At 65.7% G+C, this 12,192-nt stretch carries 9 protein-coding genes and 1 tRNA gene; 6 read left to right on the plus strand and 4 right to left on the minus strand.

Annotated features, from left to right (window positions below; all coding sequences use genetic code 11):
- Positions 1 to 4 precede the first annotated feature (4 nt).
- Positions 5 to 4,738, minus strand: a complete 4,734-nt coding sequence (gene gltB, locus LC092_RS14570; RefSeq protein ID WP_412103586.1) for a glutamate synthase large subunit — start codon at positions 4,736 to 4,738, stop codon at positions 5 to 7.
- A 610-nt stretch (positions 4,739 to 5,348) separates the two neighbouring features.
- Between gltB and LC092_RS14575 the strand changes: the two genes are divergently transcribed.
- Positions 5,349 to 6,377 (plus strand): threonine aldolase family protein, encoded by a 1,029-nt coding sequence (locus tag LC092_RS14575; RefSeq protein WP_224807734.1) that lies wholly within the window; start codon positions 5,349 to 5,351, stop codon positions 6,375 to 6,377.
- Positions 6,378 to 6,534: 157 nt separating this feature from the next.
- On the opposite strand, the gene LC092_RS14580 is transcribed toward LC092_RS14575, so the two are convergent.
- Entirely contained in the window at positions 6,535 to 6,984 is a 450-nt protein-coding gene (locus tag LC092_RS14580) for an Hsp20 family protein (RefSeq protein WP_224807741.1), read from the minus strand.
- Positions 6,985 to 7,267: 283 nt separating this feature from the next.
- Between LC092_RS14580 and LC092_RS14585 the strand changes: the two genes are divergently transcribed.
- On the plus strand, positions 7,268 to 7,708 hold the full coding sequence (locus LC092_RS14585; RefSeq protein WP_224807742.1) for a hypothetical protein: 441 nt from the start codon (positions 7,268 to 7,270) through the stop codon (positions 7,706 to 7,708).
- Positions 7,709 to 7,837: 129 nt separating this feature from the next.
- Entirely contained in the window at positions 7,838 to 8,794 is a 957-nt protein-coding gene (locus tag LC092_RS14590) for an alpha/beta fold hydrolase (RefSeq protein WP_224807743.1), read from the plus strand.
- Positions 8,795 to 8,818: 24 nt separating this feature from the next.
- On the opposite strand, the gene hisN is transcribed toward LC092_RS14590, so the two are convergent.
- Together hisN and LC092_RS14600 are read right to left on the minus strand one after the other, a co-directional pair.
- Complete coding sequence (hisN, locus tag LC092_RS14595) at positions 8,819 to 9,610, minus strand: histidinol-phosphatase (protein WP_224807748.1); 792 nt, start codon at positions 9,608 to 9,610, stop codon at positions 8,819 to 8,821.
- Positions 9,611 to 10,005: 395 nt separating this feature from the next.
- Positions 10,006 to 10,896 carry an N-formylglutamate amidohydrolase gene (locus LC092_RS14600; protein WP_224807749.1) on the minus strand — a complete coding sequence of 297 codons (891 nt, stop codon included), beginning with the start codon at positions 10,894 to 10,896 and terminating at the stop codon, positions 10,006 to 10,008.
- Positions 10,897 to 11,205: 309 nt separating this feature from the next.
- Here LC092_RS14600 and cpdR point away from each other — a divergent pair, with 309 nt between their 5' ends.
- The 3 genes from cpdR (at position 11,206) to ykgO (ending at position 12,164) form a co-directional block, all read left to right on the plus strand.
- On the plus strand, positions 11,206 to 11,565 hold the full coding sequence (gene cpdR / locus LC092_RS14605) for a cell cycle two-component system response regulator CpdR (RefSeq protein WP_029059455.1): 360 nt from the start codon (positions 11,206 to 11,208) through the stop codon (positions 11,563 to 11,565).
- Positions 11,566 to 11,783: 218 nt separating this feature from the next.
- Positions 11,784 to 11,858 (plus strand) — tRNA-Val (locus LC092_RS14610).
- Positions 11,859 to 12,038: 180 nt separating this feature from the next.
- The gene (ykgO, locus tag LC092_RS14615; protein ID WP_029059454.1) at positions 12,039 to 12,164 is read left to right on the plus strand and encodes a type B 50S ribosomal protein L36; all 126 of its coding nucleotides are present in this window, start codon (positions 12,039 to 12,041) and stop codon (positions 12,162 to 12,164) included.
- Positions 12,165 to 12,192 lie beyond the last annotated feature (28 nt).

The raw sequence follows: 12,192 nt of genomic DNA on the forward strand, positions 1-12,192 counted from the left end.
CCCCTTACTCGGCCGCCACCAGGCCGAGCCGCTTTTCTTCCATTTCCTTGAGCGCGCGGCGGTACTCCACCGGCATCACCTTGACGAACTTGGGACGGAAGTCGTCCCAGTTGTCGAGGATCTCCTGCGCCCAGGCCGAGCCCGTGTGCGCGATGTGGTTGGAGATCAGCTGGCGCAAGCGCTCGTCGTCGTGTCGGGTCATGTCGGCGGTGAGGTCGACACGGCCCTTGTGCTCGATGTCGCCGCCATGGTGGTGGAGCTTCTCGAGCAGGTCGTCTTCTTCCGGCACCGGTTCGATGTCGACCATGGCGAGGTTGCAGCGCGAGCGGAACGAATTGTCCTCGTCGAGCACATAGGCCACGCCGCCAGACATGCCGGCCGCGAAGTTGCGGCCCGTCCAGCCGAGCACGACAACCACGCCGCCGGTCATATATTCGCAGCCGTGGTCGCCGACACCCTCGACGACCGCGAGCGCACCGGAGTTGCGCACCGCGAAGCGTTCGCCGGCGATGCCGCGAATGTAGCATTCGCCCTCGGTCGCGCCGTAGAGCACGGTGTTGCCGGCGATGATCGAGGCGTCCGGGTCGGCCGCGCTCTTCGGGCTCGGCCGGATCACCAGCCGCCCGCCGGCAAGGCCCTTGCCGACATAGTCGTTGGCATCGCCTTCCAGGTGCATCGAGATGCCGCGGGTCAGGAAGGCACCGAAGGCCTGGCCGGCGGTGCCGGTCAGATTGATCTCGATGGTGTCGTCCTTCAGCCCCTTGTGGCCGTAGCGTCGGGCAACCTCGCCCGACAGCATGGCGCCGGTCGAGCGGTCGACGTTCATGATCGTCTCGGCGATCGTCACCTTTTCCTTGCGCTCCAGCGCCGGTTCGGCGGCGGCGATCAGGCGGCGGTCGAGAATGTCGTCGATCGGATGCTTCTGGCGTTCGCTCCAGCGGCGCTGGTCCGGCGTGGCGTCGGGCATGTGGAAGAGGCGCGAGAAGTCGAGCCCGCGCGCCTTCCAGTGCTCAAGCATCTTTTCCTGGTCGAGCATGGTGGTGTCGCCGACCAGCTCCTCGAAGCGGGTGACGCCCATGGCGGCCATCATCTCGCGCACTTCCTCGGCGACGAAAAAGAAGTAGTTCACCACATGCTCGGGCATGCCCTTGAAGCGCTTGCGCAGCACCGGGTCCTGGGTGGCGATGCCGACCGGGCAGGTGTTCAGGTGGCACTTGCGCATCATGATGCAGCCCGCCGCAATCAGCGGCGCGGTGGAGAAGCCGAATTCGTCGGCCCCCAGCAGCGCGCCGATCACCACGTCGCGGCCGGTCTTCAGGCCGCCGTCGACCTGCAGCGCGATGCGCGAGCGCAACCCGTTCAGCACCAGGGTCTGCTGGGTCTCGGCCAGGCCCATTTCCCAGGGGCTGCCGGCGTGCTTGATCGAGGTCAGCGGGGACGCGCCCGTGCCGCCGTCGTAGCCGGAGACGGTGATGTGGTCGGCGCGCGCCTTGGCAACGCCGGCGGCGACCGTGCCGACGCCGACTTCCGAGACGAGCTTGACCGAGATGTCGGCGGCCGAGTTGACGTTTTTCAGATCGTAGATCAGCTGCGCCAGATCCTCGATCGAATAGATGTCGTGGTGCGGCGGCGGCGAGATCAGGCCCACCCCTTGCGTCGAATGGCGCACCTTGGCGATCACCGCGTCGACCTTGTGGCCGGGCAGCTGTCCGCCCTCGCCGGGCTTGGCGCCCTGCGCGACCTTGATCTGGATCATGTCGGCGTTGACGAGATAGTCGGTGGTGACGCCGAAGCGGCCCGAGGCGACCTGCTTGATCGCCGAGCGCATCGGGTTCATCGACCCGTCCGGCAGCGGCTGGTAGCGCTCCGGCTCCTCGCCACCCTCGCCGGTGTTCGACTTGCCGCCGATCTGGTTCATCGCGACCGCGAGGGTGGAATGCGCCTCGCGCGAGATCGAGCCAAAGGACATGGCGCCGGTGGAGAAGCGCTTGACGATCTCGGCCGCCGGCTCGACGTCCTCGATGGCGACAGGCTTGCGGCCGACGTCTTCGGCGGACTTGATGCGGAACAGGCCGCGGATGGTGAACCGGCCGTTCTCCTCGTTGGTCTCGCGCGCGAAGTCGCGGTACTTCTCCGGCAGGTTGCCGCGCACGGCATGCTGGAGCGAGGCGATGTTGTCGGGCGTCCACATGTGACGCTCGCCGCGGATGCGGTAGTTGTACTCGCCGCCGACCTCGAGCATGTCGCGCAGCGCCTGCACGTCCTCGAAGGCGACCCGGTGACGCCGGGTGGTCTCGTCGGCGACCTCGTCGAGGCCGATGCCCTCGATGGTCGTCGCCGTGCCGAAGAAGAACTCCTTGACGAAGTCGCTCGACAGGCCGACCGCGTCGAAGATCTGCGCGCCGCAATAGGACTGATAGGTCGAGATGCCCATCTTGGACATGACCTTGAGGATGCCTTTGTCGATCGACTTGATGTAGCGGTAGACGACCTCGTCGGCATCGACCTCCTCGGGGAAGTCGAGATCCTCATGCAGGGCAAGCAGCGTCTCGAACGCCAGATAGGGGTTGATCGCTTCCGCGCCATAGCCGGCCAGCACGCAGAAATGATGCACCTCGCGGGCTTCGCCTGTCTCAACGACGAGGCCGACGGAGGTGCGCAGACCCTTGCGGATCAGGTGATGGTGCACGGCCGCCGTTGCCAGCAGCGCCGGGATCGGGATGCGGGCGCGCGACAGCAGGCGGTCGGACAGGATGATGATGTTGTAGCCGTTGGAAACGGCACGCTCGGCGCTGGCGCACAGGTTGGTCAGCGCCGCGCGCATGCCCTCCGCGCCATGGGCGACGTCATAGGTGATGTCGAGCGTCTTGGCGGAGAACTGGTTGTCCGACGTGTCGCCGATGGTGCGGATCTTCTCCAGGTCGTCGTTGGTGAGGATCGGCTGGCGCACCTCGAGACGCTTGGACGTCGACAGGCCCTTGAGGTCGAACAGGTTCGGCCGCGGTCCGATGAAGGACACGAGGCTCATCACCAGCTCCTCGCGGATCGGATCGATCGGCGGGTTGGTGACCTGTGCGAAGTTCTGCTTGAAATAGGTGTAGAGCAGCTTCGGCTTGTCGGAGAGCGCGGAGATCGGCGTGTCCGTGCCCATCGAGCCGATGGCTTCCTGGCCGATGGTGGCCATCGGCTGCATCAGGAGCTTGATGTCTTCCTGGCTGTAGCCGAAGGCCTGCTGGCGGTCGAGCAGGCTTTCGGCGGCGACCGGCGCACGGCCGCGCACGGCCGGCATGTCCTCCAGCACGATCTGGGTGCGGTGCAGCCAGTCCTTGTAGGGGTTGGCCGTCGACAGGGTGCGCTTGATCTCGTCGTCGGAGATGATGCGGCCCTCTTCCAGGTCGATAAGCAGCATCTTGCCCGGCTGGAGCCGCCACTTGCGGATGATCTTTTCTTCCGGCACCGGCAACACGCCGACCTCGGACGACATGATCACCAGATCGTCGTCGGTGACGATGTAGCGGGCCGGGCGCAGGCCGTTGCGGTCCAGCGTCGCGCCGATCTGGCGCCCGTCGGTGAAGGCAACCGCGGCCGGGCCGTCCCACGGCTCCATCAGGGCCGCATGATACTCGTAGAAGGCGCGCAGGTTGTCGTCCATCAGCGGGTTGCCGGCCCAGGCTTCCGGGATCAGCATCATCGCCGCATGGGCGAGCGAATAGCCGCCGGAGACGAGGAACTCCAGCGCGTTGTCGAAACACGCCGTGTCCGACTGGCCCTCATAGGAGATCGGCCACAGCTTGGAGATGTCGTCGCCGAAATGCGGCGAGGAGACGCTCGCCTGGCGCGCGGCCATCCAGTTGACGTTGCCGCGCAGCGTGTTGATCTCGCCGTTGTGGGCGACCATCCGGTAGGGGTGCGCCAGATCCCAGGACGGGAAGGTGTTGGTGGAGAACCGCTGGTGGACGAGCGCAAGCGCCGAGGCGAAGCGCGGATCCTTCAGGTCGGAATAATAGGCGCCGAGCTGATAGGCGAGGAACATGCCCTTGTAGACCAGCGTACGGCTCGACAGCGACACGATGTAGAAGCCGTGCTCGACCGCGTCGCTTTCCGCGCGCACGGTGTTGGAGATCACCTTGCGCAGCACGAAGAGGCGGCGTTCGAAATCGTCCGGCGTCTCGCAGTCGCGGCAGGCGATGAAGACCTGGCGCGAGCAGGGCTCGGTCGCGGCGATCTCCGGCGCCTTGGACAGCGAGGAATTGTCGACCGGCACGTCGCGCCAGCCGAGGCACGCCTGCCCCTCGGCGGCGATCACGCGCTCGATGATCTCTTCGCAGGTCTTGCGCAGTTCGGGATCGCGCGGAAGAAAGATGAAGCCGACGCCGTAGCGTCCCTTCTCTGGAAGGTCGATGCCCAGGCCCTTGGCTTCCTCGGCGAAGAACTCATGCGGGATCTGCACCAGCATGCCCGCGCCGTCGCCCATCAGCGGATCGGCGCCGACGGCCCCGCGATGGGTGAGGTTCTCCAGAATCTGGAGACCGTCGGCGACGATCTGATGCGAGGCCTTGCCCTTGAGGTGGGCGATGAAGCCGACGCCGCAGGCATCGTGTTCCTTGCCGGGATGATACAGGCCGCTCTGCGCGGCTTCCTCGCGACGGGCGCGCATCGTTTTTGCCGTGGGGGCAGTGGCCGGTGCGGGTGTTCCTGCGAAGTCCTGTGCTTCGATCATCGCGTCGGTCTTGCTCATCTCAGCCCTCTTGTCTCATCCCGGCGTCCGGTCCGTCCTCTCCCGTTCGGGTCGCGTTCCCCTCGGAAAACGCGGCTCGTCCGGCGAACAGGCAAAAGCCCTGACGCTGACTTTGTGAAGCGGTCCCGCTCCGTCTGCCCGCCCGCTGTCGCGGCAGGGGCCAGCGGACGACCGTCCCTGTCCCCGGCGGTGCCAGATGCAAGCCTGACCCTTCGCCCCAAGCTGCCTGTCCAGACCCTCCGTCGGACGCGCCGCCGGTGGCTGCGCTGGCAGCTCTCAAATCCCCTTGCTCGACGCGCCGTTGCCATCAAGCAACCGCTTAACCTAGGGCGCGCGAGACACGGAACCACAGGGGCTCCGGATTTCTTTGCTCCAGATGGGACAGCATTCCTGTCCTATTGGGAGCGGCGCACAATGCCAGATTTCCGAAATGGGGGCAAGCGGCTTGCGAATGGCCTTATAAACTATTTCTTTCGCGGGTGCGCAGCAATTTGTCACATTCGACCAGGTCCGAAACGCCCGCTGAAATATTCTGTCGATGGAACGTCGCGTCGCCTGTGGCTTGCCGAAGGGGCTTGCCAGCCGCGCCCTGTCGGGCCTAGATCGGATCATGAATTTTTCGAGCGACAATTGGGCAGGGGCATCGCAGCCGGTGATGGATGCGCTCTCCCGCCACAACCACGGATTCGCCCCCGCCTACGGGACCGATCCGCTCACCGATCGCGTCACGAAGCGGTTCCGCGATATCTTCGAGACGGATGTGTCCGTGCTGTTCACGGCGACCGGCACGGCCGCCAATGCGCTGTCGATGGCGGCCTGCGCGCGCCCCGGCGGATTGATCCTGGCGAGCGAGACCGCGCATCTGCATTGCGACGAATGGGGCTCGGCGGAGTTCTATTCCCACGGCATGAAGATCGTGCCCCTTGCCACTTCGGCCGGGCGGATCGCGCCCGACGCCGTGGCCGGGGCGCTCGAGCGCTTCCAGGAGGGTAGTCGGTTCGGCGCACCGACGGCTCTCAGCCTTACCCAGGCAACGGAATGCGGAACGGTCTATTCACCCGAGGAGGTCGCGGCGCTGACGGAGCCTGCGCGTGCGCGCGGGCTCGTATGCCATATGGACGGCGCGCGCTTTGCCAATGCGCTCGTGCATCTGAACGCCAGCCCGGCGGAGCTGACCTGGAAGGCGGGCATAGACGTCCTGTCCTTCGGGGCGACCAAGAACGGCTGCTGGTGCGCCGAGGCGATCGTCGTGTTCAATCCGAAGGGACTGCCGCATCTTGCGACCCACCGGGCGCGCGCCGGGCATCTGTTTTCCAAGTCGCGCTTTGTCGCGGCGCAGTTTGACGGCTATTTCGAGGGGGATCACTGGCTCGAGCTTGCCGGCCGGGCCAATGCGGCCGCCACGCGGCTTGCCCGGGGAATCGGTGACAGCGGCCGGGCGCGCGTTGCCTGGCCCTGCGAAGCGAATGAGGTCTTCGCGGTCCTGACCCGGACGCAGATCGGGAAACTCAGGGGCGAGGGCGCGCTGTTTTACGAGTGGTCGCGCGAGGGCTGCGCCACTGATGAGCATGTCGTGCGGCTGGTCGCGAGCTTCGCGACCACGGACGAGGAGGTCGACCGCTTCGTCGCGCTTCTGTGACAGTCGGTTCTTCGCGAACCGCATGGCGCAATTGAGAACGCCGCCGCATGGCTTTCACCGTGCGGCGGCGTTTTCGATCCCGAAGGCGCCCGCCCGTCGCCCGGGGGGAGGTGGTCGCGACGGAGCGGGCAGGGATCGTGTGCCTTAGTTCGCTTCTTTAGTTCACGCTGCTTTCGATCTGCCGGGCGCTGTCGCCGCTGGTGATCTCGATCCGGCGCGGCTTCATCGCCTCGGGGATCTCGCGGGCGAGATCAATGTGCAGCAGGCCGTTTTCCAGGCTGGCGCCGCGCACCTCGACGAAATCCGCAAGCTGGAAGCGGCGCTCGAAGGCGCGTGCCGCGATGCCGCGATGCAGGAATTCGCCGCTGTCGGCGTCGGCCGGGCGTTCGCCCTTGACCGTCAGGACGTGTTCCTTGGCCTCAAGCGTCAGATCCTCTTCGCGGAAGCCCGCAACCGCCATGGTGATGCGGTAGGAATTCTCGCCGGTCCGCTCGATGTTGTAGGGCGGATAGCTCGGTGCATCCTGGGAATTGGCATCCAACATGGCAAACAGCCGGTCGAAGCCGACGGTGGAACGGTACAGGGGGCTAAAGTCCATGTGACGCATCGGTGTGTCCTCTCTCTTGAGCAACATGTGATGGTGCGATCCCGTGGCGTCCGCCGTCTTGGCCGGACAGGATCGGGATCGGTCGTACAGGCCCGTTTTGGCGCCTGCACAGGAAAGGTGGGGGCGGTATTTCGCGGTTTCAAGAGGGGGGAGCGGCTGCCTTTCAGCGCTTTTTTGCCGATGAACGGAATCTGAACGGGGCCTTCCGATCCGGTTCACGTCGCGGGTGACACATTGGGGGCGTTCAACAGGCGCAGATGGCGCCGCAACCCAGGAGATCACGATGAAAAAGACCCTCCTCGCCGCCGTTGCCGCCGGGCTGATGATGACCGCACCGGCTGCCCACGCGCTCGACGCCCGGGCGGCATCGTTCCAGCCGGTCGCGGCCGCCACCGCCGACGCCGGTCAGGTGATCAAGGTCGGCCAGCGCTATGGCCGCCATCGCGACCGCCGCCTCGGGCCGCGTCGCATCGTGCGCAAGCTGCACCGCAAGGGTTTCCGCAATATTTCCCGCATCCGCGCGCGCGGCGACATCTATGTCGTGCGGGCCAACGGGCGCCGTGGCGCACCGCTGCGCCTGGTGGTCGACGCCTATTCCGGCCAGGTGATCGGACGCACCGTTCTGGGCGGTCGCCGCTGGGGCGGCGGTCACCGCGGCGGACCCCGCTGGGGCGGCGGTCATCGCGACGGCCAGTTCAGCTGGGGCATCTGGGGTCGCTTCTGAGCCTCCCCTTTTCGTCCCGTGACAGGCACCCTGCGGCCGCCGGTGTTGAGCCGGCGGCCGGGCTCCTGTAAGACGAAGCGAGGTTTTTCCTTCGCGCGGCGCCTTTGCCGATCCACCTGCCGGATTGCCATGGACCTTTTCGATCATCCGGACAACCCGGTCCCCGAGGGCGGCATTTGCGTCGAGGTCACGACCGTCGACGGCCGCGTTCTGCGCACCGCGCGCTGGATGCCGAGCCATCGGCCGCTGAAGGGAACCGTGACGCTCCTGCAGGGGCGCGCGGAATGCATCGAGAAATACTTCGAGACGATCTCGGACCTACGCGCGCGCGGCTTCGCAGTCGTCACCTTCGACTGGCGCGGGCAAGGCGGATCGGCGCGTCTGCTGAGAAACCCCAGGCGCGGGCATGTCGACGATTTCGCGGACTTCGTGGTCGACCTCGATACGGTGATGCGCGAGGTCACGCTGGCCCATATGCCGGGACCCCACAATATCCTGGCGCATTCGACCGGCGGGTTGGTGGTGCTGCTCGCCGCCCGGCGGCTGCGCACCCAGATCGAGCGCGCCGTGCTCTCTGCCCCTCTCATCGGCCTGGGAACGGTCGGTCTGCCCCAGAAAATCGTCTGCCCGCTTGCCGCGACCCTGTCGGCCATTGGCCTGGGGACGGCGTTTTTGCCGCGGATCGGGCCGAATGCCAGCACCGATTTCGCCGGCAATCCGCTGACATCGGATGCGGCCCGCTTTGCCCGCAACGAAACGGTCCTGAAAGCGCGCGGCGATCTGGAAATCGGAATGCCGACCGTCGACTGGCTTGCCGCCGCCTGCCGCGCGATGCGCCAGGTGAGCGGGCCGGACTTCGGTGCCGCCATGCCGCTGCCGATCCTGATCGTCGCGGCGGGGCAGGATATCATCGTGTCGACCCGCGCGGCCGAAGCGTTCGCCCGCCAGACCCGCTCCGCCCGCTATCTGGAAATCGCCGGATCGCGCCACGAGATCCTGATGGAGGATGACCTCTACCGGGACCAGTTCCTGGCCGCCTTCGACGCCTTTGTCGCCGACGGGGCGCTTGAGAGCGTCAGATCCTGACACCCCCAATGGTGCCGGCTGTCCTTAGCGGGCCGCCGAGGCAAGCTGCGCCAGCGCGGCCTCGTGAAGTCGAGGATCGCCGCTGGCAACAATCTGGCCGCCTTCGGCCGGCGACCCGCCGGACCAGGTGGTGACGACCCCGCCGGCGCCTTCCACGATCGGGACCAGCGCCACGATGTCATAGGGCTGAAGTCCGGTTTCGATCACCAGATCCACCTGTCCGGACGCGACCATGCAATATCCGTAGCAATCGGTCCCGTAACGCGCCGTGCGCACGCGGTCCTCGATGGCGTCATAGGCCGTCTTTTCCGCGCCCTGGAACAGGCCCGGATGGGTGGTGCACATGATCGCATCCTCGATGCGCTCGCAGGCGCGCGTCTTCAGGCGGGTGCGGGTTCCGGCGTGCTGGCGCCAGGCGCTCTCCCGGTCGCCATGGAAGCGTTCGCCGACGAAGGGCTGGTCCATCGCGCCGAAGGTCGGAACGCCGCCGGACATGAAGCCGATCAGCGTGCCCCAGGTCGGCAGGCCGCAGATGAAGGCACGGGTCCCGTCGATCGGGTCGAGCACCCAGACATGTTCGGCATCGAGGCGCACATTGCCGTGCTCCTCGCCGAGAATGCCGTGCTCGGGATAATCGGCCTCGATGATCTCGCGAATGGCAGCCTCCGCGGCGCGGTCCGCGATGGTGACCGGATCGAACCCGCCGTCGAGCTTGTTGTCGATCGAAAGTGCGGCCCGAAAATGCGGCAGGATGGTCCGGCCGGCAGCGTCCGCGAGACGATCCGTGAAAGCGACGAGATCCGGGGTCGACGGCATTTGGACCATTCTCCTGCAAGGGGGATGCGACGGTGTTGTCTGGCGAGGTTGATGTCTGGCGTTAAACCAGCCCGACGGGCCGGCGTCGAGAAAAACCGTTTTGGAATGTTTTTTCAAGACGATTTACTAATAACCAAATACCTGAATTATAAAGTTTAATCGGAAAAATTCGGAAAACGACCGACCGTCGTCACGAATTCGATATTGACTTTTGTGCGGTGCGGTGGAACATTTGTGCAGCGCGATATGACGCAGTCATTGAGCGTCGCCCTCCTTGGGCGTTTCCTCCCTAGACTCGGGCCGCCTCGCAAGAGTGCGGCCCTTTTTTCTGTCTGCCGCCCGACGCGGTCGCACGCCCGCCTGGACTGGCGTTGTCGATCGTCGACATGTCGGGATCATTCGGCCGCGAGTGCGTCCGGATAGAAGCAGGCGCCCTGCACCGCCACGAGAGCCTTTGCCAGCCGGTCGAGATCCTGCGTCAAGGCGTCGAAGCCGGCGTGTTTGAGGGTCTTCGTCTCGTCCATGTAGAGACCGCGGTTGATCTCCACCTGAAGCGCGTGCAGCCCCTTGACCGGCCGGCCGTAGTGCTCGGTGATGAAGCCGCCGGCATAGGGCTTGTTGCGGCTTACCCGATAGCCCATGTCGCGCAGCGCCTCGGTGGCCGCGTCGACCAGCTGCGCCGCGCAGCTCGTGCCGTAGCGATCGCCCAGGATGAAGTCCGGACGCGGGCCGCCGTCGGTCGTCTTGATGGCGGAGGGCATGGAATGGCAGTCGATCAGCACCGCATAGCCGAAGGCCACATGGGTTTGCGCCAGAAGCCGGCGCAGCGTCTGGTGGTAGGGCTTGTAGATGGTCTCGATCCGGGTGAGCGCCTCGCGCACGCACAGCCGGCCCTGGTAGATCTCCTGGGCCTCGCCGACCACCCGGGCGATGGTGCCAAGCCCCCCCGCGACCCGGATGGAGCGGATGTTGGCGTAAGACGGCAGGCGGTCGTCGTACATCTTGGGGTCGAGCTCGTAGGGCTCGCGATTGACGTCGAGATAGGCCCGGGGAAAGCGGGCTTTCAGGAGCGGCGCGCCGAGCGGGACCACATGCTGGAACAAGTCGTCGACGAAAGCGTCTTCCGAGCGCCGGATGGCAGTCTTGTCGAGACGCGACGCGCGCAGGAAGGCATCCGGATAGTGTCGGCCGGAGTGGGGCGAATTGAACACGAAGGGAACGCTCTGCTCGGCGGGATGCAGGACCTCGAAGGCCTCCAAGTCCTCAAACCCGCTGATCACTTCCATCGTCTGCAACCCTCGCCTGGATGCCGTTTGTCATCATTCCAAGCGCCTATTTGTCCCCGAATCGCGGTTAATGTCCACAAGGCCGGTGGGAAATGCCTCCGGCGCAGGGGCCTTGCCCCGGTTTCACTGGATGTTTACCACGGGTCGGCCTTATAACGATACGGCGCGCTGTGCCAAAACGGGAACAGACGGGCCGGGTGGCCTGCCGGGGCTCCGATGGCGAGGCGGCTGGCCCCAGGCGGGGCGCCGGGCAGGACGTCGCCGGTTCCGGCAGGGCAGGCGACGGTTCCAAGCAGACGGACGGAGCGAATGACACGGATCCTACTCGCGGAAGACGACAACGACATGCGCCGCTTTCTCGCCAAGGCGCTGCAGAAAGCCGGCTATGACGTCGTTTCTTTCGATAACGGAAAAAGCGCGTATGAGCGGCTGCGCGAAGAGCCGTTCTCCCTGCTCCTGACCGACATCGTCATGCCGGAGATGGACGGCATCGAGCTTGCACGGCGCGCGACGCAGCTCGACCCCGACCTGAAGGTGATGTTCATCACCGGATTTGCCGCCGTGGCGCTCAATCCGGATTCGCAGGCCCCCAAGGATGCGAAGGTCCTGTCCAAGCCCTTCCATCTCAAGGACCTGGTGCTTGAGGTCGAGCGGATGCTCGTCGCCTGAGCCGGATCCTCGCGATCAAGGTGCGCGGGTCTTTGTGCGCGGGCCTGTTATCCTGATGTTTTCCACTGCCGCCATGCGCGCAAAAGAAGTTTGACGAGAGGGCTTGCACCGTTCTTCGAACCTCGGTATATCCCCTGCCACCGCTGCCGCTTGGTCGGCGCGGTGACCGGACTTGCCGGTACCTGCCGTCAGGCAGGCAACACCGGCGCCACAGTCTCGGGCGTGTAGCTCAGCGGGAGAGCACTACGTTGACATCGTAGGGGTCACAGGTTCAATCCCTGTCACGCCCACCATTTTCTCGTTCGGACCGTTAGGGACCCGAACGTACGCCCGCCGGGCGATCCGCAATCCCTTCAGGGGACGCGCGCAGACGACAGTGCGCGCCGGAGGCCGGCGAAACGGGTGCGAGAGCGCCGAAGACGAAATGCCGGGCTCCCGCTCTTGCGGAGGTTCCGTCGACGAGGACGAAGACGATGAAGATCAAGAACTCGCTGAAGGCGCTGATGGGCCGGCATCGCGACAACCGCATGGTTCGTCGCAAGGGTCGCGTCTACATCATCAACAAGAAGGCCCCGCGCTTCAAGGCGCGCCAGGGCTGAAGACCCGGATCTGCTTCGCGCGCAGCGC

It is taken from the genome of Stappia stellulata, assembly GCF_020176715.1.
GTDB lineage: Bacteria > Pseudomonadota > Alphaproteobacteria > Rhizobiales > Stappiaceae > Stappia.